This window comes from Fusibacter paucivorans (assembly GCF_018390735.1).
GTDB lineage: Bacteria > Bacillota > Clostridia > Peptostreptococcales > Acidaminobacteraceae > Fusibacter > Fusibacter paucivorans.
On the sequence record NZ_JAHBCL010000019.1, the window covers coordinates 26,443 to 53,115 of the forward strand.

Annotated in this window: 21 protein-coding genes; 4 read left to right on the forward strand and 17 right to left on the reverse strand. The window is 39.3% G+C overall.

What is annotated here, in order from left to right:
• Positions 1–58 precede the first annotated feature (58 nt).
• Entirely contained in the window at positions 59–1,939 is a 1,881-nt protein-coding gene (locus tag KHM83_RS11615; RefSeq protein WP_213237190.1) for a M56 family metallopeptidase, read from the reverse strand.
• The gene (locus KHM83_RS11620) at positions 1,936–2,313 is read right to left on the reverse strand and encodes a BlaI/MecI/CopY family transcriptional regulator (protein WP_213237191.1); all 378 of its coding nucleotides are present in this window, start codon (positions 2,311–2,313) and stop codon (positions 1,936–1,938) included. Before KHM83_RS11620 ends, KHM83_RS11615 begins: the two co-directional genes overlap by 4 nt.
• A gap of 352 nt (positions 2,314–2,665) precedes the next feature.
• Here KHM83_RS11620 and KHM83_RS11625 point away from each other — a divergent pair, with 352 nt between their 5' ends.
• A complete protein-coding gene (locus KHM83_RS11625) occupies positions 2,666–2,953 on the forward strand; it encodes a hypothetical protein (protein ID WP_213237192.1) in 288 nt (95 codons plus the stop codon).
• Positions 2,954–3,153: 200 nt separating this feature from the next.
• On the opposite strand, the gene KHM83_RS11630 is transcribed toward KHM83_RS11625, so the two are convergent.
• Positions 3,154–5,097 (reverse strand): diguanylate cyclase, encoded by a 1,944-nt coding sequence (locus tag KHM83_RS11630; RefSeq protein ID WP_213237193.1) that lies wholly within the window; start codon positions 5,095–5,097, stop codon positions 3,154–3,156.
• 241 nt (positions 5,098–5,338) lie between these two features.
• On the opposite strand from KHM83_RS11630, the gene KHM83_RS11635 reads away from it, so the two are divergent.
• Positions 5,339–5,830, forward strand: coding sequence for a winged helix-turn-helix domain-containing protein (locus tag KHM83_RS11635; protein ID WP_213237194.1), 492 nt, complete (start codon positions 5,339–5,341; stop codon positions 5,828–5,830).
• 155 nt (positions 5,831–5,985) lie between these two features.
• On the opposite strand, the gene KHM83_RS11640 is transcribed toward KHM83_RS11635, so the two are convergent.
• From KHM83_RS11640 to KHM83_RS11705, 14 genes are all read right to left on the reverse strand, one after another.
• A complete protein-coding gene (locus KHM83_RS11640; RefSeq protein ID WP_213237195.1) occupies positions 5,986–6,630 on the reverse strand; it encodes a hypothetical protein in 645 nt (214 codons plus the stop codon).
• Between the two features lie 282 nt (positions 6,631–6,912).
• Positions 6,913–8,484, reverse strand: a complete 1,572-nt coding sequence (locus KHM83_RS11645) for a S1C family serine protease (protein ID WP_213237196.1) — start codon at positions 8,482–8,484, stop codon at positions 6,913–6,915.
• 31 nt (positions 8,485–8,515) lie between these two features.
• Positions 8,516–8,920 carry an Hsp20/alpha crystallin family protein gene (locus KHM83_RS11650; RefSeq protein ID WP_213237197.1) on the reverse strand — a complete coding sequence of 135 codons (405 nt, stop codon included), beginning with the start codon at positions 8,918–8,920 and terminating at the stop codon, positions 8,516–8,518.
• 59 nt (positions 8,921–8,979) lie between these two features.
• Complete coding sequence (locus tag KHM83_RS11655) at positions 8,980–10,401, reverse strand: sensor histidine kinase (RefSeq protein ID WP_213237198.1); 1,422 nt, start codon at positions 10,399–10,401, stop codon at positions 8,980–8,982.
• A 63-nt stretch (positions 10,402–10,464) separates the two neighbouring features.
• Complete coding sequence (locus KHM83_RS11660; protein WP_213237199.1) at positions 10,465–11,151, reverse strand: response regulator transcription factor; 687 nt, start codon at positions 11,149–11,151, stop codon at positions 10,465–10,467.
• Positions 11,152–11,306: 155 nt separating this feature from the next.
• On the reverse strand, positions 11,307–12,710 hold the full coding sequence (locus tag KHM83_RS11665) for an aminopeptidase (RefSeq protein ID WP_213237200.1): 1,404 nt from the start codon (positions 12,708–12,710) through the stop codon (positions 11,307–11,309).
• Between the two features lie 160 nt (positions 12,711–12,870).
• Positions 12,871–13,521: a response regulator gene (locus KHM83_RS11670; protein ID WP_213237201.1), complete on the reverse strand. Its 651-nt coding sequence runs from the start codon at positions 13,519–13,521 to the stop codon at positions 12,871–12,873.
• Positions 13,508–14,635, reverse strand: a complete 1,128-nt coding sequence (locus tag KHM83_RS11675) for a sensor histidine kinase (RefSeq protein WP_213237202.1) — start codon at positions 14,633–14,635, stop codon at positions 13,508–13,510. Before KHM83_RS11675 ends, KHM83_RS11670 begins: the two co-directional genes overlap by 14 nt.
• Before the next feature lie 121 nt (positions 14,636–14,756).
• Positions 14,757–15,203: a chemotaxis protein CheW gene (locus tag KHM83_RS11680; protein ID WP_213237203.1), complete on the reverse strand. Its 447-nt coding sequence runs from the start codon at positions 15,201–15,203 to the stop codon at positions 14,757–14,759.
• 41 nt (positions 15,204–15,244) lie between these two features.
• The gene (locus tag KHM83_RS11685) at positions 15,245–15,421 is read right to left on the reverse strand and encodes a DUF896 domain-containing protein (protein ID WP_213237204.1); all 177 of its coding nucleotides are present in this window, start codon (positions 15,419–15,421) and stop codon (positions 15,245–15,247) included.
• A gap of 18 nt (positions 15,422–15,439) precedes the next feature.
• Positions 15,440–16,963, reverse strand: coding sequence for a histidine ammonia-lyase (gene hutH, locus KHM83_RS11690; RefSeq protein WP_213237205.1), 1,524 nt, complete (start codon positions 16,961–16,963; stop codon positions 15,440–15,442).
• A 168-nt stretch (positions 16,964–17,131) separates the two neighbouring features.
• Positions 17,132–19,009, reverse strand: coding sequence for a YgiQ family radical SAM protein (locus tag KHM83_RS11695; protein WP_213237206.1), 1,878 nt, complete (start codon positions 19,007–19,009; stop codon positions 17,132–17,134).
• Positions 19,010–19,186: 177 nt separating this feature from the next.
• On the reverse strand, positions 19,187–24,526 hold the full coding sequence (locus tag KHM83_RS11700; RefSeq protein ID WP_213237207.1) for a diguanylate cyclase: 5,340 nt from the start codon (positions 24,524–24,526) through the stop codon (positions 19,187–19,189).
• 16 nt (positions 24,527–24,542) lie between these two features.
• Complete coding sequence (locus tag KHM83_RS11705; protein WP_213237208.1) at positions 24,543–24,968, reverse strand: MarR family winged helix-turn-helix transcriptional regulator; 426 nt, start codon at positions 24,966–24,968, stop codon at positions 24,543–24,545.
• Positions 24,969–25,119: 151 nt separating this feature from the next.
• Here KHM83_RS11705 and KHM83_RS11710 point away from each other — a divergent pair, with 151 nt between their 5' ends.
• Together KHM83_RS11710 and KHM83_RS11715 are read left to right on the forward strand one after the other, a co-directional pair.
• Positions 25,120–26,124, forward strand: coding sequence for a M23 family metallopeptidase (locus KHM83_RS11710; RefSeq protein ID WP_213237209.1), 1,005 nt, complete (start codon positions 25,120–25,122; stop codon positions 26,122–26,124).
• 31 nt (positions 26,125–26,155) lie between these two features.
• Entirely contained in the window at positions 26,156–26,611 is a 456-nt protein-coding gene (locus tag KHM83_RS11715; protein ID WP_213237210.1) for a bactofilin family protein, read from the forward strand.
• Positions 26,612–26,673 lie beyond the last annotated feature (62 nt).

Below are 26,673 nucleotides of genomic sequence, written 5' to 3' on the forward strand. Positions count from 1 at the left end.
AAAAAGCTTCATTCGTTAACCCGATAAATAGATATATAAATAATGGATTAGTTGCCGCTTACGGCAGCATAATATCAAATTCAAACATCATTTCATAAGTTGTATCCCGAACTGTATCAAATGTGGCATAAACCGTATAATGGGCACTATACGGCGCCAGCTTTAGCACGTTTTCTTCTAACTCAGAGCTTAAAATGCTATATGATGAATCACGTTCCCAATCTTCCACGGCGATCTTATATTCACCAGTAGGCTCATATGAAAAGGATAGTTTCACTTCTGTTACCGGAAATCCCGTGACGCCGCCAGGGGTATCATCATTAAAAAAAGGATTGACACCTTGTGGAATATCACCACTTTTCTTAGAAATAATTTTTCGCGTTGCATGCATGAGCTCGCCATCGGTATTTACCTGCTCATTGAAATACATCATCATTTCTGGTGGTACCGGTGCAGGATCAGGATCAACTGCATCAAAGTCCAAGAGCGATTCTAAGTAGGGCCAATCAATGGCATCCTCTACAAGAAAAAAAATATCTCTATAATCATCATCCGGCAAATCTACGATCAACAAGTCGTCACTAAGCGCCAGCCTCGTTCGATGATTCAAATCATCGCCATCGCGCTCCCCATAAATAAGGATAAGCTCCCTAACATCGAAATCATCATAATTGCCCGCGTAAACGCGTTTGACATGAAGTGAAGCAATATATGCCGTTAGCGCTTCTTCCTGCCACGCATAAACGCCGACATACCCGTTTCGGTCATCACGCCATTCATTCGTATGAATTGAATCGATCACAACATTTTCCGGTATGCTTTCAAAAATAGCATGTTCGACGGTATCGACACTATCGGCAATGCCCACTGAACCAAGGCTCATGATAAGTAATGCCATCGCTAAACCGATCACAAGACTGCCCTCCATGCGTTTGCTGGGTGTCATGACGTTTTTTAGTCTGTAACGCAGCGTGCTCCCTGCCGCTGAAAGACGCGTCGTAAATCCTCGACTGCTTCCGGCACTGCTTAGCAGCAGCTCTGCATAGAGCCGTCTGGTTCTTTCGTCAGCATTGGTAAGCACCGCTTCATCACAGCTGAGTTCAAGATCATCTGCCGCTTTTCGCTGTGCAATCCACGCAAGCGGGTTAAACCAGAAAATTGCCGTACATAAGTTGATAAAAAGCTTCATGCGAGAATCCGTTCGGATAATATGTCTCAGTTCATGCTGAAAAATCAATGTAATCGCATCATCAGTATAGTGATGGTGCGGCAAAACCAACGCCATCGTGCGGTCGAAACATCCAATTGTCAGCGGCGTATTAACCTGCTCAGAGATGTAGATCGGGATCTCCGCTTTGATGCCATGTCTAGCGGATTCATGCCGCCATTTTTTTAATAATACCGCGTCATCAGTCATTTGAGCACGCCGCAGCAATGCAGTTCGGTATGTAAAATGTGACAGGACAAACCAGAGAAGCGTCCCAACAAAACCCGCTGCCCAGATCATTGCAAAACCTTTAAACCACTGATGGGATACCGTAATCACAAACCGCGGCGATGCGAAAGAATCGGATATTTGAATCGCTAAATAAAGCATTGTCGGCAGCATCCATAATGTCGAACAAGCTCTAGCGCTGATTAATTTTCGAAGTATCGGCAGCAATAATAATAAAACAATGTAATAGATACTGATATACATAAAAATTAAGATGCTTTCTGAAATGAAAGCCATCGATAATGTGAACTTACTTAGCGTTAGCATCATGCTGATTGTCATGATTAAAACTGCCGGCAGCAATAAAGGTTCGACTAATTGCGTTTTCACACCTTTTTTGATGCTCCCCACTTCCAGTTTTTCTTCTTGTGTGATTCGAAGGTTAAAAACGATCGTTACGATTGCGCCAATAAAAAAACTATACACGATTTGCTGCGTTATCATAATTTGCCTCTTTCCAAGAGATCACGAAGTGTTTCGATATCGTCTTCACTTAAGCCGCTGTCACAAAGTGCATTTGCGAAAACATGCACGTCGCCGCCGCAAAGCTTCTCAAAAAAGCGTTTACTCTGCGCCGCAAGGTAGTCCTGTTTTGAAATAATCGGCGTATAGGCATTGCTTCTGCCCAATTTTTCAATACTTAAAAAATTGCGTTCCACAAGTCGCGACAGTAAGGTTAAAATCGTCGTCGTTGCCATCGGATGCGTCTGAGTCAAAATATGCTCTAAATCGCCTCTGGTTACTGGCGGCTTACATTCCCAAACAGCCCGCATTACTTCCAGTTCAGCATCCGGCAGTCTTTTTATAAATAGACTCATTTTACTCTCCTCTACAAATGTAGTATATAATTATATACTACATTTGTAGAATGTATTTGTCAAGCAAAATGCTTTCTATATAATGCAATACAACATGGCTAGTGCGCCATCAATTTGCTCACTTAATATGTTTTGTCCCTTTTTAAGTGAATAATAAACCATCAAAATACACGTACATTTTCCCATTCAAACATATAATCATTCGAATTAAAATTAACATATTTCTAACATTCCGCTAAATAATTCCTAAAAATCAGCCGATATACTAGATATAGAAACAATTCATACATGAAACAGTATATTTTGTAGGGTATCATTATTTCAAATTCATATGGTAAAAAGGAGTGATAAGATGTCCAAGGTCTTAGAAATTCGAGGCGATTACAAAATTTTAGTCACAAACCGTGATTACATTATTGTGAACACGCAGCTTGACTACGAAAACCATGCACACTTTAAATCTGTCCAGCCGATGTATAAGCTCATCAGCTTGATTGAGAGCGGCATCCTACCGCACTCTCCCTATCTGCTGAAAGCCGCCAAAAGGCTTTTAGGCGATGATTTTGACACGTTAACACCGCAGCACAAAAAAGAAACTTATAAAAATCACCATCGGAAATCAAAGGCTCGCTATGCTTAAATACATGTGACTTTGTTTTTTTATTTTTAAGAAAAATAGCAATAATGTAATAGTCTTTAAAACATAAACTGCCCAATGATCTAAACAAATATCATTGGGCATTATCTTTTTATTTCTGTCGTTTTATTTCTGTCGTTATCTTACATGGGCTCCTGCGCATTCTTATGATGATTTGCAATTAAAAATGATAAAGCGATGCACTAACCTTTGCAGACACAGTTTCTACCGTTTGATTTCGCTTTATACAGCGCTTGGTCTGCACGTTGAATTAGCGGGCGCTTGCCATCATTGACATCCTGAACCGTTGCCACACCAAAGCTGGCAGTAATAACTTCATTGGTCACAAAGTGATGGGTTTCAATCGTTTTTCGAAGTGCTTCTGCATAATCGGCAACCTCATTAATATCACCATTTTTACAAATGATCATAAACTCTTCGCCACCCCATCTTGCAGCAGTCATCTCTTCCTTCAAATTTGCTTGAATAAGCTCGGTAAATGCGATCAGCACTTCATCGCCAATAAGATGGCCAAATTGATCATTAACGCTTTTAAAATGATCAATATCAATAATGATAATGGTCAATTGCGGCAAGTCCACGTCACTAGACAATGCATCATCCAGCATATCCTCAATCCCGCGCCTATTCATTAATCCCGTTAGTTCATCAGTCAATGCCTCTTTCAAATAATTTTCCATTTGAATATGCTGTTCTCTATTCTGAATTTCTGATTGAATAAGCTTTTTTGTACGTTCGTTAAGCATTTGACTCATAAGGTAAAACTCAAAATTTAAGACGTCGATTTCTTCAATACCGGTATTATCAAAGGCCTGCACTGCCATTCGGCCGTTTCCAAATTTCTGTATATTCTCTTTCAATCGATTAAGCGGTGTTGAAACGGCTTGTGCCAATGATTGACTCTGGTCTGTGATCATCCTTAAGATAATGAGATTCAAAACGACCATAAAAATAATAATCAGTCCAAAAACTTTATTAATTGTTCGTTCAATGTCATGAACGGGTTTTAGAATTTCATCCTGATCTGAAAAAACGATCAGTCGCCAGTCGGTATTGCCGATGACATTGCTCGTTACATAAAATGTTTTATCCTTCATCGACAAGTTAGCTGTGTCATTTCCGTTGTCAATCAACGCTTGAATATCTTCTTTAAAGGCATCATCACCATGTTGGTCAATCATAAAGTCATCTGATTTTGTAATGGTTTCTGTTACAACTTCCTTATAAGCATGTTCTTTTAGTTCAGAAATTGTTAAAAGCGCCTCGGCTTCTTCATTCATGGCAATAATCAAACCGGATTCATTGGTTAACACCACTGCTGAATTGAGTGTCGTTTCAACATTAATCAAATCCTTGATCAGATTTTCAATGGTAATGTCAAGCCCGACAACACCTTGCAGAAAATCGCCGTCATAAACCGGCGCAATACATGAAATCATCCAGCCTTGGCCCGCAGGATCCAAATAGACATCCGTCCATACAATATCCCTACTGGGATTATGCAGATCATCTGCCAAGTAATAAAAATTGTAATTGCTAATTTTCATATCTGAACCGAGCAAAATCGGCAACTCATCAATCGAAGGATAAATACGCGTCATACCGTCCCATGCATTAAAGTATATTTGATCGAGGATCGGGTAATCTTGAACCGCCAATTTAAAATATGGATCCATGTAACGCGACTTTAACGCTTTTTCCAGTGCACCTTCTCGCAGCGCACCAGTTTTCGCATAATACAGCGAACTGCTCGTATCATCGCCGTCACTGTAAAATGCGCCATTGGCATGCTCCATTAACAGTGACGCATTGGGCTCAATCGGCAGCTGATCAAATAGGATAAAAAAATCAACAAACTGTCGTTGAATCATTTGTGTTAGAACCGTAATATCATTTGATTTTTCAGTAACATAGTTGGCATTACTCATGGCATTCAATTTGAGATTCGCCTCAATCCGATTGCGCAATTGCGTTGCCGTTTGCGATTCAACCGAAATAATCAAAATGGCAAAACTTAAAAAAGTAATTACTTCCAAGACAATCACCAACAGCAACGTCGATCGAATAAACTGATTTTTAATTAAATCTTTAATTGTCGTTGGATTAGCCGCTGGCTTTCTCATCATCTTTACCTTCTTTATTCATCTTATACCCATAATGTTTTACCACCATATCCTTTATTATATGAAAATTTACCTATATTACAACCCAAAATCATTAAAATAGTCCCTATTCACTTTTCTTGGTCATATCCTGTAAGACATTGCAACCCTAATTCAAAAAATTTGAAAATATTTAATAATCACTTAAGCTGAAAATAAGAATTACGCTTTAACATCAAACTAACGATTATAAAAGGAGTATACCATGCATGTCAATAACTTCCTTAATAAAACACACGATGAGGCAATTCATTTCTTAGATGTCATCATGGATCAAAACCGTTTTGAAGTAACAGTCAAACAAAAGCCAGTTGATCTTACCTTTACAGAATTTAAATTATTGGAATATTTGATCTGTCATGCAGATCGTGCAGTTAGCCGAGAAGAACTGCTCAAAGAGATCTGGGCAATCCCAGAATCGATTGAAACACGCGCAACGGATGACATGGTTAAACGCCTAAGAAAAAAATTGAAGGCAGCAAATGCAGATGCCATGATCGTAACGGTTCGCGGTTTTGGATTCATGATCGCAAAAAATCACCATCCCAAATTGGCCGATGCACAAATAATTGTTCCCGCACATGAACTGCATAAAACCATTGATTATATTTGCAGCAATGCGCAAAACAACCATTCAGCAGCCACCATTAAAATCAAAAAATTAAATGATCAATACATTATTGACATTTTAGCATAGCCTTCTTCACCACTCATTTTAAAGTTCACGCCCATAAAAAATCTGCTATCCTTTCAATTCACAATTTCAAATAAAAAAAGAAGCGCCGAAGCCCTTCTTTTCCATATCTATTGAATGCTATGTCGTCCATGACAAATGATCCTCCTATCACAACTTTAAAGATCTGTGACAATCCCCTGCAAAACGGCACTAAGGTCTGATGCAGAATAAACGTCACTGTCATCTAACGAAGCCTGAAGCTTATCGAGCCACGTTTCAACAGAATATACGGTCTCATCGTCATTGGATCCATAAGCATCCATCATTGCCCCAAACTGCGGCGGCATTGGCGGTGGTCCATTTTCTTTCATGGTTTCCAGTGCAGACTGGACATCATTGAACAAGGCTGTTATCTCTTCCTCTGAAAGCGATTCTAAATCAGTATCTGCTGTTAATCCGCCTACTTCTTCCAAAATGGAAGCCTGCAGATTTGAAAGCAGTGTCAATTGATCGTCAGATGTTAAATCTGTCGCTGCTTCAGTGATTGCATCAGCATTTTCTTTAAATGTTTCCATCACTTCATTGCCTTGATTCCTGAAGCGCTGCATCTGACCAAAACCGCTATTCATCATTTCAAATTGGATAGATGACAATGATTTTAGATCATCTTCTGACGAAGTCAAAAAGTCTACCAATGATGAACTGCTGTCAGTTGCATCTGACATTAAACGATCTGTTGAAAAACTAGATGTGCTCGAATTGCTTTTGTAAAGATTCGCTAATTGTTGTGCGTAATAAAGTTCACTTGAATCTATTCGCATAGCGCTACTCCTTTCTTATAGATTATGATGCATTATGCTTTTATGAAATGCATCTACAAAAGCTATCGTACACTTATTAATAATCCTTCAACGCATTTTTATGTTAATATTGCGGCATTAATGTGGTTTACTGATATCTTACTGCTCATTTATTAACTTAAACAGCCATTTATGCCCTGACATCAACAAATAAAAGCGGCTGTTTCCAGCCGCTTTATAAAACCATTAAATGCTTATACAATTTTATTTGAAAATCATTTGAGTCGTTGCGTTTAACACTTTTTAGTCTGTTTTATTTTTATCACCTAACGTTATATTGACCGTTAATTTTTCTTTATTGTCTCTCACGATCGTAAGGGCTATTTTATCACCTGGTTTATGTGCATTGATGTAACCGGTCAACTCTTCCATTGTATTGACTTTTTCACCGTCAAATGCGATGATAACATCCATTTCTTTTAATGTCGAATCTGCCGCTGGCGAATTTTCATAAATGTAACGAACTAAGACGCCAACAGGAACTTCATATAAATCAGATGCTTCTTGACTAATATCAACGCCGCCGATACCAATATATGGTTTGGCAACATAGCCATTTTCAATGATCTCCGCGACAATCGGCATAAAGATGTTCACAGGTATTGCAAAGCCCATCCCTTCAACCGTAGTGTCTGTAATTTTTGCGGTATTGATGCCAATCAGTTCCCCTTTTTTGTTGACTAGCGCACCACCTGAGTTGCCAGGGTTAATCGCTGCATCCGTCTGAATATAGGTTGTGTTGGTGTCATCTCCGACTTTTCGGTCAATGGCACTGACGACACCTGCGGTAACCGTATTATTGTAACCAAGTGGATTGCCGATTGCAATCGCCGGTTCACCTACTAAAAGGTTTCCCGAATCTCCAATATTGATGGCCCTAACGTTGTCGGCTAGTTCTACCGGGATATCAGCTTTATTAATCGAAAGAACAGCGATGTCTGCATCTTGATCGTAACCGATGAGTTTTGAATCAATCATTTGATCCGTTGCGATTTCAACCAACACTTCGGTTGCACCATCTACGACATGGTAATTTGTAACAATATAGTATTTATCTGATTCGTCTTTGATTATGACGCCAGATCCTGCGCCTTCAGTAAATCTTTCGTTGTTAAACCAGTCATAGTATTTTAACTTACTGGTGATCCCAACGACGGAATTACCAACATTGGCATAAATCTGCGCGACATTTGCCGTTGCACTTGATACATCCGTGCCATTATCGTCCATATAATTAACCACTGAACGATAAATTTCTGAATCAATATTCTTGGATAGTATTTGTTGAACGCTTGTTTCAATAGCAGATTCATTAATTGAAATCTGGCCATGATAATAACCGATAGAATAAGTCGAACCACCAATTAACGTTAAAATAAGAACAAAAGATAATACCGTTTTAAAATTAAAAGAACGATGTTTTTTAGGTGGTTTAGAACCGCCGTTGCCATTACCATTGCCATTGTCATTGCCTTGATAAGCACGACTGTAACGATTTTCATCTTCATAGCGCCTGTTGTCATCAAATTGGCGATCACCATCTGCTGCTATGCTCACAGCACGCTGATATGCTTGCCCTTGATTGAGATTAGGGTCAGCTTCATAAGGATGCTGTTCGACTGCCTTTACAGCAGTATCGGATGCATTTTGAATGCTTTCATAAGACTCTTTTACTGCTTCACGTTCTGGATTGCCATTCGTTTCAACATACGCCATTGTTTCGCTGAGGTTATCAGCTCCTTTTGAATTAAAGTCATTTTCTGCATTCAAATCATTTCCTGCATTCAAATCATTTTTAAACGCTTCATTCATCATTTTCACCTCATTCGATTGTCATTTGGGTATGTTACAATTTGGGAAGTTCGATTTTTAACACGCCATTTTTAAGCGTCGCCCTGATATTCTCTTTGTCTACATCTTGGACGAAAAAATTGCGTCTGAAAATACCGAAACGTCTTTCCCGTCTAATAAAATCAAACCCTTCTGTATCTGCACATTCATGTTTTTGTGCAATGATACTGAGATAACTGTCTTCGTAAATGATGGTGATGTTATCGATTTTGAACCCCGGAAGTTCTGCCTCAATCATGAATTTCGTACGATCTTCTCTGACGTCGACATCAAACGTATTGATAACGTGTTCACCTTTTTTTACGGCACAGCTTACCTTTTCTTCCATGATGTCATAAAAAAGTTGATCCAATGCCTGTCTATGCTTTGAACTGTTCTTCTCTGGATTGATTTTCAACAATTTTATACACCTCCTAACGTATAAGATAATGGATTAATTTGAAATAATTATGAACAAACTTAAAGCGATTTGAAAATTTGTGTTGATACCGTAAATATAAAGGCGACACCAATGTCTTGATTGCTGTAAACTTCAATGGTTTCATGATGTGCTTTAATAATTTCCCTCACGATGGAAAGTCCTAGGCCCGAGGAAGTCTTTTCAAGTCCTCTCGATTTATCGAGCTTCGAAAATCGATCCCAGATCACAGAGAGTTCCTTCTCATCCAAAACACGACCGGTATTGCTGATTCCAACATAGTATTTATCATTTTTAAGCTCTGTACGAATGCTGATGGCGCCATCTTCCTCGACAAATTTTGTTGCATTGTCCAACAGGTTATAGACGACGCGCTGAATAGAGGCAAGATCACCGTGTGCCAGTACCTTTTCTTTTGAAAATTCAATGGTCAATTTAATACGTTTTTTAATAATCTTCTGTTCAAAACTATCCAGTACATTTAAAATGACATTGCTTAGATCGAAATCTGTCTTATTGAGGATCAATGCACCGCTTTCCATTTTTGATAAATCTAACAGGTCATTGATCATTTTAATCAGGCGCTCGCTTTCATTTTTAACAATATTCAAGTAGCGTTCCTGCTTGTCGGCCTCAATTGTCCCGTCCAAAATGCCAATCGTATAGCCTTTGATTGTCGTTAACGGCGTTCTGAGATCATGTGACAGGCTTGAAATAAACATGCGCTTTGTATTTTCCTGCTGATTGAGTTCATCTGCCATGAGATTAAAGCTGTTCGCCAGCTCCCCTAATTCATCTTTTCGATTGATGATAATCTTCTTGTCGAAATTACCTTCTGAAATATATTTTGCCGCATCGTTAATAACTTTAATTTCATAGCCCATACGCTGGGTAATGAGAAAGATCAGCACGACTGCCAAACAGCCGGAAAGCGCTAATGAGAAGAAAATGATAACCGACACTTTTGAAATGGTATCTTCTATTTCAGGCATTGGCACATTAATGAACATGGCATAAATGCTGTTGCCAAGATGAAAAGGATACCCTACTCTTAGTATACGGTCTTCATAGACCCCTTCGTAGATCACTTCTCTTCGGGTTGTATCGCCGCTAAAAACGGTAACGATGTCTTCCATCAGATTCGGCATACTGGAAATCGAATCGGCATCGAGATCATTGGAAGTTTTATAAAGTTCACCCGTTTCTGAAATCAGCCAAATATTGGCGCCTGTGTAGCCATCGAGTATCAAAATCTGGTCTTGAAGCAAGTCGAGACTAATGGTATTAAAATACTGCTCATTCACGACTTTCTCAAAATTAGCGGCCCTTTTTTCAATCAGTTCCGATTCATTGTTTATAAAATAATACTCGAGTACACTGCGCACACCAATAATAATAAAGATGAAAGAGATCAAAAATATCATGATGTAAATAAACGCAAATTTATGGAAAATTGTTTTCATAGTTTCCTCAATCAATTGGGCTGTGATCGTCAGTAAAAAGCCGCCACAGCCTCAAGTCATTCTTTAGTCCAATTTAAATTTATAGCCAACGCCCCAGACTGTCTTTATTTCCCAACCATTTTCAGGCTGATCCAACTTTTCTCTCAACCGTTTAATGTGTACGTCAACCGTTCGCGTTTCCCCAAAGAAATCATAGCCCCAGATATGATCTAAAAGCTGTTCTCTCGTGAAAACGCGGTTTGGATGTGTTACTAAGTAATTCAGCAGTTCAATTTCCTTAGGCGGTAATTCAATGGTTTCACCATGATAAACGATATTGTAATCTGTCATGTTAATCGTTAGATTTGGTACAGAAACAACCCCTTCAATCTCTTGTTTGTCTGTTGTCTGATATCTTCTGATGACAGCTTTAACACGAGCGGTCAGTTCTTTCGGTTCAAAGGGTTTTACGATATAGTCATCTGCGCCAAGTTCCAGCCCCAGTACTTTGTCAAAGGTCTCATCTTTCGCCGTAATCATAATAACGGGAACCGTGCTGATTTTTCTAATTTCTTTTAAAGTGTCATAACCATCTATACCCGGCATCATAATGTCCAGTAGAACGAGGTCTGGTGCATTGGCTTTAAAGGCCTCCAGTCCTTTTTCGCCGCTTTCATAAAGTTCTGTAACGTAGCCCTCTTTTGTTAAATACAGGCTTATCAGTTCCCTGATGTTTTCATCATCATCGACAATAAAAATCTTCTTATTCATTGTAACCTCCTTACCCAATACCCGTTTATTTTGATCTTTTATTTCCGTGATACTAAAAAAGAGCATTTAATCTTAAATGCTCTTAGTTTACTTAATCTAACTTATATTATACAACATTTCTACCTACATATCTATTTAGATATGTGAATAAACTTTTAACGATTGAGAAAGGCATGATAGGCTTTGTAAGTCATATAAAGGTCTGCTTTGCTAATAACTTCATAAGGCGCATGCATACTGATGACCGGGACACCGCAGTCAATGACTTCCGCATTGGCATTGGCTAAAATGTAAGCGATGGTGCCGCCGCCGCCCTGATCGACTTTGCCGAGTTCACCAATCTGCCAAACGATGCTGGCATCATCGAAAAGACGCGCCACTTCACTCAAGAATTCCGCATTGGCATCATTGCAGCTGTACTTACCGCGTGCGCCAGTATATTTTGCAAGCTGAACCCCCCTGCCCATCATGGCTGAATTGCTTTTTTCGTATGCACTTGCATAGTTAGGATCAAAAGCCGCGCCGACATCGCCAGAGAGCACTTTTGAATTAGAAATCGCACGTCTGAGATACAGGTCATTATACTGGCCTTCCTGCAACAAGATGAGCTCGGCCAAGATATTTTCAAAATAGCGTGATTCAGAACCCGTATTACCTTGACTGCCAACTTCCTCTTTGTCCATGAACATGCCCACCGCTGTTGTTTCAACTTCACCAAGTGCCAGCATTGCTGCTACACCCGCGTAGGAACAAACGCGGTCATCATGTGCATAAGCCGAAATCATGCTGCGGTCAAGCCCCATGTCACGCGCTTTTCCCGCCGGTACAATTTCAAATTCAGCTGTTATAAAATCTTGCTCTGTGATGCCATATTTTTCATTTAGCAATTTCAACATGTTTGCCTTAATGCGATCTTTTGCATCTTTATCGCCAATACCGCGATTGCCGATGAGTACATTGAGCTTTTCACCTTGAACACCTTCAGCCAGCGTTTTTGTCTGCTGATCTTTTGCAAGGTGAATCAAAAGGTCTGTTATTGCGAAAATAGGATCTTCATCAGACTCACCAATAACGATATCGCGTTTTTCCCCATCCTTTGTAAAGACGACACCATGAATTGCAAGCGGCGTTGTCGTCCACTGGTACTTTTTGATGCCGCCGTAGTAATGTGTTTTTAAGAAAGCCATCTCCGCATCTTCATAAAGTGGAAAAGGTTTGAGATCTAATCTCGGTGCATCAATATGTGCGCCGACAATATGAACGCCTGCTTTTATCGGCTTATCGCCGATGTTAAAGAGTAGTACAGCTTTGTCTCTGTTAATTGCATAAATCCGAGAACCTTTTGTCAGTGTTTTTTTGCCGTCAATAAACAGATCGATTGATTCGTAGCCCGCAGCTTCTGCCAGTCTTACGATTTCTCGAACACTTTCTCGTTCCGTCTTTGAAAAATCCAAAAATTGTTTATAGTCTTCTGAAAATGCAAAACATTTTTCTATTTCATGTTCATCCATGGTATCCCATGCATTTTTAAACGTATGCTTTAATTGATCCTGTTCCATACAGTTCCCTCTCTTTCTGCTATTTGTTAATCATATTGTACGACAATTTTTATAGACGTACAAATTATTAAACAAAATGTAATATGACATGACTTGCAACATGAGAAAAGACAGTCCTTTTGGACTGCCGCTGTTTGATCATAAGTGTTGTTAAAGCACATTATAATTTAGATATGTTATTCTTAATCGCATAAAGCGCCGCTTGGGTACGATCGGTAACTTTTATCTTTTTGAAAATATTTGAAACGTGATTTTTAACCGTTTTTTCGCTGATAAAGAGCTCCGTTGCAATTTCTTTGTTATTGTAGCCTTTTGAAATCAGTTTAATAACCTCATATTCTCTTCTTGTCAATGATGAATTATTAATTTCTTCTTGCTGCTGGTCTTTTTTCTTATATTCTTTTATTAAAATGCCTGACAGCGTTGGATGAATATAGATATCACCACCATTTACCTTCAATATAGCTTTGACGAGTGATGAAACATCGGCGTCCTTTAATACATAACCTTCAGCACCAATATTAACCGTCTCAATAAGGTATTCGGCATCTTCATGAATCGTCAGCATGATCACTTTCGTCGCCGGATATTCACTTTTAATAATCTTTAATGCTTCGATTCCGCTTAAATGCGGCATGTTAATATCCAATAGGATAACGTCCGGCTTTAATGTCTCCACCAACTCAATGGCTTCATTTCCGTCACTTGCCAATCCAAGTATTTCCAGACTGTCTTCGAGTTCTAAAAGTTTCTTGATACCTTCTCTGATGAGTACATGATCATCTGCAATGACGAGTTTAACCTTCTCCATGCTTTCCTCCACTTTTATTGTTTGGAATTTGTATGATTATTTTAGTGCCCATTCGATCTCGTGTAATGATATTGAAATTGCCATTCAGAAGTTCGACGCGTTCGCGTAGATTATATAACCCAAATCCCTTTCTTGAATCCAGAGCGCTCTGAAGATCAAATCCTATACCATCATCTTCAATCTCTAATGCAATCATTTCATGATTAATGATGAGGGAAAATTTTACGTGTTTCGCATTGGCATGTTTGAGGATATTCGTAAAGCTCTCTTGTACAATTCGAAAGATCATGAGATTGACCATATTGTCAAGAATTTCTTCTTTTGACTCCATAAACGTTACAATTTCGATATCATTATTGTCACCAATATCCGTAATTAAACGTTTTACCGTCGGTATCAATCCCAAGTCATCTAAAGACATCGGCATAAGGTCATAAATAATGCGTCTGATGTCTTTAAGTGTCGTACGGATATCTTCTTGAATTTCTGCAATTTCCTTTCTCGCCTTCGAAGGGGAGGTTTCTATGATTTTCGACAAATATTCAGATTTATAAATGATATTTGCCAGATACTGTGCAGGTCCATCGTGCATATCTCTTGAAATACGCTTCTTCTCATTTTCCTGTGCCTCTATAATACGATAATTGACATCTTTTCTCAGGATTTGGTCGCCAATCTGTTCATTGATACTGCTGGTGAGGTATTCAAGTGCAACACTCACTTTTGTTTCCAGCGCTTCGGATTTGTGGATGACATCTTGTGTATTGGACAATAATCGTTCCAGCTCATTTCGGCGTTCGTTAAGCGCTTTTTCTTCTTTCCGTTTAAGCGATAGCTCGACTTGAACTTTCTGCGCCAACTCATAAGCTTCTTTAATATCCTTCTCCGTGAATTCATCAAAGTGCGAACTGATGGTGGCAATCATATTGCGCGCCATTTTTGACCGTATTTCCAACTTGTCAACTTCGTTAATCGTGAGCGCCAGCTTTGTTTTAATATTATGTAGTTCTTGGGTATAATTCGAAAACTCTCTTCTCGATTTTTCCGATATTTCAAAGATTTCTTTCTTACCGTCTTCTATGGAATTGACAGTTTTATGAATGATTTCATCCAAGTCCTGATAATTGATATAGCTCTTCGTAAGACCACCTCTTCACGATACTTAAGATATTATAACATAAAAGCCCACGCTATCATACAGCATGAGCTTTTTTGGTATATTAGACCTATAAGCACTATAAATCCATTATTTCATCAATTTCATCATCTGTCAAAACGCGCTCGAGATCAACGACGATTATAAGTTCATCCTGATAGACGGCAACTTCTGAAATATATTTATTGTCTTTTCGAATTGCAATCATTGGCGGCGGCAATATATTTTTTTCACCAACAGTCATTGATTGTGACGCGTCATCGACGAGAAAACCAATTTGGATATCGCCCTTACGAGCAATTAAGATCCTTTGGTTGTCGATGCCTTCGTAAGCCATTTTGAATCGCTTTTTCAGATTGATCACCGGAATAATATCCCCTCTTAAATTAAGAAGACCCTCGACGTACGCTGGTGCATTTGGCAACGAGGTGATGGATGCAAATTCCGTGATGGATGCTATCTGATTAATGTTTGCCGCAAATTTCTCACCGTTTAACTTAAACACAATATACTGTTTATCAGCCATATCCATTCCCCCCGATATTCATTCTCGCTAGTTTAAAACAGCTAGTCCTTATAAACGATCTCTATATTGTCCAATTGTTTCCTAAAGCTCTTTCGAAAGGCCGTTAAGTATTCTTCTCTCAATGCCTTTTGTTCAAGCGTCTCTTCTGCAGTAAGGCCTTCACGCTTTTTCTTATTTGCTAAAAAGCTTATACGATCTAATTTTTCCTGATTTAACAACTTGCCACCTTCTAATCATTACATGGTTAGCGCACCAATTTTTGCTTCAATGCGCATGACTATTTCATTAGTTTTAATTATATCATATATTTTGTTAAAATCTATATGCATCACGCGATCTTTATCAATTTTCGAAATGTCCTCACGCAAGCGATCGTAGGCAATGCGCGTTCCCACTCCCAGTCTTTCGTGATTCGAAAAGTCTATTGCCTGAGCTGCGGCCAATAATTCAATGCCAATGACATTTGTCGCATTCTCAATAATGTCTCTGCCATGTCGTGCAGCAATTGTACCCATGCTGACATGGTCTTCCTGATTGGCAGAAGATGGAATAGAATCCACACTCGCCGGATGAGCAATTGATTTGTTCTCTGAAACGAGTGCTGCTGCCGCATACTGCGCGATCATAAAACCAGAATGCAGCCCGCCGTTTGGTGTTAGGAATGCCGGCAAACCGCTGAGCTGCGGATTGACAAGCCGTTCGATACGCCTTTCTGAAACATTTGCCATCTCTGCAACTGCAATCGCTAAATAGTCAAATGGCAATGCCATTGGCTGTCCATGAAAGTTACCGCCCGAGAACACCACATCATCCTTGGTAAACAAAATAGGATTATCGGTGACGGCATTGATTTCAACGCATAGTTTTGATTCGACAAATGCAATAGCATCTTTGCTGGCGCCATGGATCTGAGGAATACATCGAAGCGTATAAGCATCTTGTACGCGAAGTTCACCTTGATTTGTCGTCAAATGACTGTCAGAGAGCAGTCGTCTCATATTGGAGGCTGTATCCAGCTGACCTTGATGAGGTCTGACACGATGTAATCGCTCGTCAAAGGCATCGACAATACCATTAAGTGCTTCTACTGTCATCGCCGCAGCAATATCCAAATGTTTCATGAGCTGCTTGGCATCATAACAATTCAAACAGCCAATCGCAGTCATTACCTGCGTGCCGTTAATCAGTGCCAAGCCTTCTTTTTCGCGAAGGGAGACAATTTCGATACCTGCTTTATCCATCGCCTCAGCTCCAGGCAATCGCTTACCTTTATAGAACGCTTCACCGAGACCAATCATCACCAGCACCATATGTGCAAGCGGTGCTAAATCGCCGCTGGCACCCAGTGATCCTTTTTCAGGGATAACAGGATGGACACCATTGTTCAACATTTTTACCAGTGTATTGATAATGACAGGCCTTACACCGCTATAACCCTTGATTAAATTATTGACGCGAAGCAGCATTATTGCGCGCACGACATCTTCGGCAAGCGGTGCACCGACGCCGCATGCATGCGATATGATGAGATTTTTCTGCAATTCAATCGCCTCTTCTCCAGAAATAACAACATCAGAGAATTTACCAAACCCAGTTGTGATGCCATAGACAACCCGCTGCGTCTCCACGAGTCGTTCGACGTAATCACGGGTTTCCGAGACTACGGTAATATTTGCATCCTCTATTTTAACGGTTCTGTTATCTCGTGCGACTTGTTTTACCTGTTCTATCGTCAATGATTTTCCATCGAGCATTATCATCTGAAAGCTTCCTCCTAAATCCCAATTATTTGAGTTAATTGAATCATTCCAATTTCAATCCTTACGCGATAATCTATCTTATTTTCATGAACGAAAAGTCAACATATTTTAGTGAAGGATTAACTCATGGTAATGATGCAATTTCATTATTTGGATTATTGTATCGAATCAGCGTCTTTTTTTAGTCTTCTTTACAGGTGATATGCGTTTCTGGTGTGTCGAGTGCTTTTGTTTATCCCCTTGTCCCTTTTCTCTGGGGTGAATAAGCGCTTTGCCATTATAACCAATGAGATCTTTTCGATTTTCAATCATAAGCGCTTCATAGACGAGATCATAGTTTTTGGGATTCTTAAATTGCAGAAGTGCCCGCTGCATCGCCTTTTCACGCGGTGTTCTCGGTATATAAACTTTTTTCATCGTTCTAGGATCTAATTCTGTGTAATACATACAGGTACTCAATGTTCCAGGTGTCGGATAAAAATCCTGTACCTGTTCAGGCGTGTAATGAATATCTCTCAAGTACTCCGCAAGCCTAATCGCTGACTTTAGCGTACTTCCAGGATGTGAACTCATTAAATACGGAATGATATACTGTTCTTTACCCAATTCTGTATTGACTTTTTCAAATTTTTCCACAAAAGCACCATATAGTTTGCCACTTGGCTTGCCCATATAATCCAAAACGATTTCATCAATATGCTCTGGCGCTACTTTTAACTGACCGCTGACATGATGCTCACAAAGCGTATAAAAAAAAGAATCAGACTGATCATGCATCAAGTAGTCATACCTAATGCCACTCCTCACAAAGACTTTTTTGACATTAGCAATTGCCCGAAGCTTTTCGAGAAGCGCTTCATAATCGGTATGGTCTATGTTCAAATGTTCACAGGGTTCAGGGTATAAACACTGTCGGTGTTTACAAGCACCGTGCTTCAGCTGGTTTTCGCACGCCGGTATTCTAAAGTTGGCCGTCGGCCCGCCGACATCGTGTATATACCCTTTAAAATCAGGATCTTCCGTAATCTGAATTGCTTCCTTCTCAATGGATTCATGAGAACGAGATGTGATTATTCGCCCCTGATGAAATCCGAGCGCGCAGAAACTGCAGCTGCCAAAACAACCCCGTTCACTAATGATGCTCATCTTTACTTCCTGAATGGCAGGAATGCCACCCGCTGCTTTATACATCGGATGATAGTCGCGCATATAACCCAGGTTAAAAGTCCAGTCAAGTTCTTCACGTGTTAACGGCATCGTTGGCTGGTTTTGAATTAAATAGCGATCACCATGCTGTTGAATGAGCCGCTTACCGCGAATTGGATCTTGTTCGTCATACTGTATTTTAAAAGCAGCTGCATAGTTGCGTTTATCGGTAGACACTTCTTCAAATGAGGGCAAGATCAATGCATCTGTAAACATGTCAATTGCGTTCGTCATAAAACATGTTCCATCAACATGCTGTAAGTACTGTATTTCGAGCCCTGCATTCAAGAAATCTGCAATTTCAACAATTTGGTGTTCGCCCATGCCGTAGATGAGCAAATCTGCACCGGAATCGACCAAAATTGATTTTCTAACCCGATCTTCCCAATAATCATAATGTGCAAACCGTCTTAAAGACGCTTCAATGCCGCCAATGATAATTGGCACTGACTTGCTGCGCTGTCTAATAAGGTTGGCGTAAACAATCGTTGCGCGGTCAGGTCGTTTCCCCATGACACCGCCTGGCGAAAAACTGTCGCGTTTTCTTCGCTTTTTAGAAACATAATAATGGTTTACCATCGAATCCATATTGCCGCCGCTAATGAGAAAGGCAAGCCTCGGCATGCCCAACACTTCTATACTGGCAGCATCTCGCCAATCCGGCTGTGCAATGATGCCTACTTTATAACCCGCATCCAGCAATGTTCGCGCGATGACAATTGGACCAAAACTAGGATGATCCACATAAGCGTCTGCTGAGATGAGTACAAAGTCTAGCGTCTCCCAGCCCAGTAATGCCATATCGGCTTTTGACACTGGTAAAAATTGATTTAAGATCATAAAAACCCTTTCTATTACAATGATCATCATCAGTGTGCACACTCTCTTATAAACATTGCACACGATGTTCTTAAGCCATTAAAAAGACTAAACGCCCAAATGGTCGTCTAGTCTTTCATACCCATATTTACTACATTCAATACGCTAACAATTTTTTTGCCTGTCCAACAACATTTTCTAAAATAATATATGTCTCAAAACAGGCTTTAAGGATTCAACAAAATTTAAATTGCCAAAATCAAATTCCTTGTCTTTGATATTGACTGAAATTGCCAGCAATCCCTTGGCATTTGGCTCGTCAAATGCCAAAATAATATAAGACTTCCAGTTCGGAATATTGGTTGCTTCATCATATGAAACAATCTCATCCCAATCAACAAAACTAACACTGCTTTCTGAGTGACGATATTTTTCTATGAGTCTAGGACTCAGCTCTAGTTTCTCACTGTACTCATTTTGGCCTTTTTTCTTAAAGAGCGCCTCGCCGATTTCGCCGTCTTCCCTAAACTTGACAAAGCTGATTTCGTCCGCTTCTGTAATATCGACAAGCGTCATAAAAGTATTGAGTATCTTGCTGCTTCTTTCTTCTTCTTCTTCCAACTGCTTGACAATATCGAGAAGTGCCTTTACATTACGCGTATCGGATGATATATTCCCCGTCAAGATCCCCGTTAATTTATCATAGCGATGTCCCTCTTTGTTGAGTTTTTCATCCCATGAAGTCGCGCGGTTACGACCATTGTTTTTCGAGTAATACAGCGATTGATCTGCTTTCTCAATGAGTTCTTCTTCATTGGAACCATCTACCGGAAAAGTCGAAACACCCAAACTGACGGTAAGCGGCATTTCTTCGCCAAGTAATTTTCTAGACTCAACCAACATTCTTATTTTTTCTGCAACATTAAACCCGTCGACAGCATCCGTTTCTGGTAATACAATGACAAACTCTTCGCCGCCATAACGGCCGACATAATCCGATTTACGAATAGAACTTTTTATAAGCGAACCGATGGATGACAGAATTTCATCACCCTTCCGGTGACCGTAATTATCATTGACGCTTTTGAATTTATCAATATCGAGCATAATAACAGACAAAGGCGCATTCTGCATTCTGGCTAAATTTAGTTCTTTGGTAAATTCCTGTTCAATATGCTTGCGCAAAAAGACACCCGTGAGTTTATCAATTGTCGAAACGCGCTTGAGGTGATAATTATTAATCATGAGATAGATCAAGCTGATAAACGATTTACACAGTTTAAAAGAATTTTGGTTTATATGATTAATCACATTTTTTGTTTCAATGAAAACGTACCCGACGACGCGTCTTTTCACCAGTAGTAAATCTTCTTTTCGCTTTTCAGGGGTCGACAGTTTAATTTCCGATTCGTGTATTGGAAAGCATATAAGTCCCTTTTGATCACCGGTCAGTAATTGAACGTTGGTGCGATTATCAATTTTATTGACGTAAATTCCCTCTGAATCACTGCCGATTGCATTGATCAGCTTCATAATGTCAAAGTGTTCTTCTCTCGGCTTTGAGGCAATAATTTCTGAAATGTTATCGTGCTCATCAAAGAGATACATTTCTGCCAATTCAGAAAAAGTCATCTGCTCAAAGAATTTTAAGATTGTCTTTAAGTTATTGAGTTCATCTTTACCGAGATTTTGTATGAGATCTGTCGGATTACTAAAGCGATTTTCCTGTGCCATCGCATTGTTCGCCAGCATTTCTCGTGTAAAGACTTCGTTGTCATACAACAGTCTGTAAAGGTTCAGATCAAAGAAATCATCAACACTTTCAATACGTTCTTCATAAAGATTTGCAATTTCAACCGCATCTTGCTGCTGAATAAACGCTTCGACTATTTTATTAATGCGCGTTTTAAGCGCCATTTTTACGTCGTCATACAGAATATAGGTTTCTCGGTATTCATGGATAATATCTTGTGCCAGTTCGGCGAGGACGTCCAACGCCATCAGATAATATTGAAGCGCATGATAAAGATCTTCCTCAAAAAAGTATTCATCACCAAGAACCTTGTAAATACGCCATAACATTTCCTGTGAATGCTCTTTAAAAAAGCCGATAAGGTTGGTAATGCGTTCGATGGCATTATCTGAGAGCGATGCATCAATCACATCTCTCCGCATGCGTATGGCTTTTGTATTATACTGCGCTTTCAAATCGTCATCAATTAAAATCAAGCGATCTAGCGCGACAAAGTCATGATCGTCCAAAAGATCAAACATCATATCATTGATAAAATCGCGAAGCAGTTTTGCTTCTGAAGGATTACGCGTCTCATCTTTCAACTTTTTAATTTCTTCAAACGGTACGCGTTTTTGGTTGAATATAATATGATTTTTCTTGTGTTCAAGGCGCAAATCAATAATTTTAAGACGATATTGCCTAAAATCGTCTAAAACCTCATCAGCTTCAAACTCATAGCGCCATTTATCGACTTTGATAACGGCATTCATCGCGAGATAGTACTCAAAATGCAGCATAAAATAGTCAAATTTATCGTAATCCCTGCGTTTGATAATATTAATTTCGTGCTCGAGGCGATTAATGATCGTATGCGTCTTTGAATAGTTTTCATTCAATAGATAAGCATGGCACATGTTGAGCAATGCCAATACGATAATATTGCGATCACCGACATTTTCAGCCATTTGATAAGATTCTTCAAAATATTTAATGGCCGTTACATACCGGCCTTCAATCCGATACGTTTCACCAATATTATTCAAATACGTTGGAATTGCTACAAAGTAGTTGCGGTTGCTCGCACGATTATAAGCCTTTCTAAAGTAATCTCTCGCCAGATAGTAATCGCCATAGCCATCGAGATAAATAACGCCGAAGTTGTTGAGCAGTGAAATGACGTTTTCTTCATCTTGCAGCGATTGGTAACGTTCGAGACTTCGGTTAAAACTGTCGATGCTGGAATCAAATGCGTTGTTATACAGATAATTAACACCCATTTCATTTTCAAAAACGGCTTCAAAATGCACTTGATTGTTCTCATAGCTTTTGTCGAGGTATTCATTTACTAACTGTAAATGTGCATTGAGTTCACCACTATTTCGCAAACATCTTGCTTTAATGCGCACACCTTCAAATTCGCCGTGCACATAGCCAATCGTTTTCGATTTTTCGATCATGTCATCGACAATTTCAATACCGCGCTGTACTTCGTTCTTATAATAGGCAATCGTTGCACGTTCTAGTCCGATATCGATAATATCCTTCGGATTTTCCATAAGGCGATTGGTTTCAATACTGCTGATGGATTCTATGGCGCGTTCTAGCTTGCCAACTTTAATATACTGCTTAACCAGACGTTTCGTGGTTCGGCCAATTTGCTGTACATCTTTTAGGCGCTCATAGATATTAAGTGCTAATTCCAATAAATCAAGCGCCTTGTGTGCATTGGATTTTTCAAAATAATAATCAGAAAAAATCACACAGTAACGCGCTGCCTTTTCAAAATTATCCGAATCCATAAGATAATCAATCAGCGCTTCATTGAAATCATTGGCATTAATAAACCTCAGTTCGTATATTTCTGCCGCTTTGTGTGATAACGCCTTAATTTCTTCAGTTGAAAGCATATCGTAAAACGCTTTTTTAAGATCGTTGCCATTAATAGCGAAAACATACTCAACATCGGAAATTTTCTTCGTAATAATCTTGGCTTCTTCCATGTAATAGATGAAATAATACGCCTCTTCTTCTGAAATGCCTGTAAACTCAAGAATGACACTCATATTAAACGAATCTTTTAGGATGGAAAGCTGTTGCAATAATTTAAGCTGAGAGGTTGTCAATCCCTGCATAACACGCTCAATTTCAGTTGATTGGCTGACTTCATACTGGAATTTAAAACTGTCGTCAACACGGTCGAGTTCCCACCGCAGTAGTATCGGATCAAAATAGATGACTTCATCTTGCCACAGTTTTTTAATCATCCTTTTTGTCATACTTGGAACGCCTTGTGTTTCAAGCATAAGCCGATGTGTTAGTTTATAGGGAATTTGATTCATTCCCAGCGTCGACATAACGAGATAGCCCGTTTCTTCCAAGTTTAAGGACGATAATTTGATGATCTTAATAAACTCATCACTATAGCCCATCTCCTTTTCCGAATTGTAATCAGAGGCAAGAATACAGTAGTTTGCCTGATTTTTTTGATGAATCAACAAATCAAAAAAATACCGTTCAGTGCCTGACAGTGCATCTTCATCGTCTATAATAAGCACAAAAAAATGATTGATCGTATATTCCAAAAAGAAATTGTAAATACGATTCAGGACGCGGAGCATTGACATCTCACTCTCTTCGTCTTTTAAATTCCACTTAACCTTCAATTCGGGCAATACGGCACCAAGTTCCATACCATATTTTTGGATGAGAATCGGAGAGATATCATCCATTTTCGAAAGATGTGCTACAATTTGCCTGACAATGGGATATGGTGAGTGGTCGTGATGTCTTCTGATAAAAATATGATTAACTTTATGAATCTTGCAGTTAAACTGTATTTCCTGCAAGACGCGCGTCTTACCGGAACCGACATCGCCTCTGACAAAGATCGCATTGATGGCCGTATTTTTCTTTTGTTTGTCTTCAATCACTTTACTGATGTCTCTGATAACGCCGTCTCTGCCGATAATGCGCGTTAAGTCGTAAAGTCGATCATAGTATTGCTCATCGTTATTGTCAATGTCGATGAGAATCAATTCTGAAAGTGCTGTAATAAATTCATCTATGCTGCGATGACGTTCATCTTTAATATGACTCGTTGCACGAATAATAAACTTATGGATTTCCGTAAGCTGCGGCGATTTCATGATATTTTGGATTGACTTTAATTTATAATCGACTTTGTAATAGAGATAGTAAAAGATATTGCCCATCGCATAGATATCAGCGGTTACATCCGGCACTTCTCCCCAGACGACTTCAGGCGCCAAAAAATGATTACTGCGTTCATAACCGAGCTTGAAAAAATAATCATCGACATAATTATTGGCAAATTCTCTTATTTTAAGGGTTATCCTGCCATGATCTCGCAGTAGAATCATGGCGTCAAAATTCAAGTATTTATAGATAAACCCCCGATAGTGGAGATAGCGGACCGCTTTACAGAGCTGTACAAGTACCTGATTGATTTCTGATTTGTTCAGGTCTTCATAGTGGACAATCTTCGTCGAATCGTAATGTTCATAAGTATAAAAGAATTGATTGCGATTGACTTTACTGCCGTTGATCGTCAGAATCGTCTGAAATTCGTACGCGCTTAGAATATTCTCATGATAGAGGGTTGCCACTTCGATAAAGTGCATTTCAAAGCGTTTCACAAAATCGTAATTCGACATTTCCGTATCAAAAATTTTGAGCCGCTTTACCATTTTATTTTTCTTGAGATCTTCTACAAGATACTCAACCATATTATTTTCTTTATAAATTGTATCGACAATGCGATAGCGGTCATTAATAATTTTCAAGCCGTCCTCCAATGAACTAGATTTCTACGCGTTCATTCAATATTCGTACACTTGATTCGATGCTCTCACGTGTTGCTTCATCAATGTCTGAAAGCATTGCTTCAATATATCTTATTCTCGTTTCGATTACTTTATTTAAAAGCTCATGCCCTTTTGGCAATACCATAATTCTCACAATACGCCTGTCCTGATCGTCTTTAACACGTTTAACCAGTTCGTTGCGTTCCATGCGATCCAGCAGATCGGTAACGGTACTGCATGCGAGGAACATATTCGTACTGAGTTCACTGATCGTCAGTCGTTCATCGTTGATGAGAAACTGTAATGCTTCAAATTGAGGTGGCGTTATATCAAAGTCGCTGAGGATTTCTCGCCCCTTTTTCTTAATCTTGTAACATACCCTTCTTAAATCCTCCTCAATGCGTGCCATTTTCTCATCCATTTCCAGTGCCTCCGGTCTCTGTTAATTTGCCTATAATGTATATTGTACAAAATAAATAAATATAGGTAAACAAAATTTTAAAGTTTAATTGTAATTTAACAATTGGTTATGATAAACTATGTATAGATTCACGCATTTTTTAGGAGGTTCTATGCAAAGACTACGCGCTTTGTTAAGAAAATTTAAAGTGACCATCATGGTCATTCCAAATGCCGATCAAACCATTCGGCAAAAACCGATTAACTTAGCACTTGTTTTTTTAGTACTCATGGTATTGCTCGTGATCAATATTGCACTGATTACGACTTCTATGATTTCAAGATCTAAAGCAGCAACACTTGACGCAGAAAATATACAACTCGTTTCAGATATGACTTATCAAACAGACAAGATGAACTCACTAGAATCAATTAATAACGCTAGACTTGAAGAGATATTAACACTTCGCGAAACACTCGAAAGTTCTGTCACCTATCTCGACAACCGTCTTGCAGCCATTGAAGAAGCAGATTCACGCATTGACACACTTGTCTCTATGTTTAATAGCGAAACACATTCTGATGTTGAAATTCCCATAAGCCGATCCTATGATCGAGAAGCATTCACCTTGACTTCACAGGAAACGCGAACAACAGATGATACGATTTTCGAGGATATTGAAAACCTCATTGAAAATGAAGAAATTACCAACATCATTCAGTCGAAAATGGATGCGTATGATGCTTTAATTGAACAGATGGAGACTCAATTGGTCTATTTGGACTGCCGACCTGATCTCTTGCCTGCTTCCGGTATTTTTACTTCAAAATTTGGTTACCGCAAAGATCCCATTACAAAGCGAACCGCCAAACACAACGGCTTAGATATTGCCAATGATAAGGGAACCGCTATTCGCGCCGCTGGTACTGGTATCATTACTTATTCTGGATATAACGGCGATTTCGGCAATGTCATCATTATTGACCACGGTTATGGTTATAAATCCGTATACGGTCATTGCAGTGAATTGCTTATCGAAGAAGGTACGCGCGTTGAAAAAGGTACTTTAATTGCGAAAATGGGATCAACGGGCAAGAGCACTGGGACGCATTTGCACTTTGAAGTACGCTACAACGATACACCCATTAATCCTGCAACAATTTTAAATTTAGAATAATCATCACAACTGTTTATAAGGGGGATCTAACATGCAAATGTTTTCTAAAAAAGAAGTGACAACATCCTTTGACTTGGTTATTGGACCGAATTCAATGGTTAATGGTAATTTGGAAAGTGAAGCCAGCGTCAGAATCGACGGAACCGTTATTGGTGACATTACCTCAAAGGGAAACGTCATCCTTTCAGAACGCGGACGCATCGAAGGCAATATTATCTGCGACAATCTGGAAATTCACGGTCATTGCATTGGCAACGTCCAGTCGAAAGGTCGTATTGATCTTACGAAATCATCAAAATTGGTTGGTGATATCGTCTGTATGACACTCAATACTGAAACAGGTGCTAAATTCGAAGGTAACTGCCGTGTATTGCCGGAGACCAATATCGAAATTATCACACAAGTGGCTCGCGGTGTTCCCTCTCCTGAACCATATGCCGTTTATGATGACACCGAAACAGCCTTTGATGATGTTGCAAACATGTAATGACTTTAACTTTAGATTATTATCAAAAATAAAAATCTCAATGCTTGCTGCATTGAGATTTT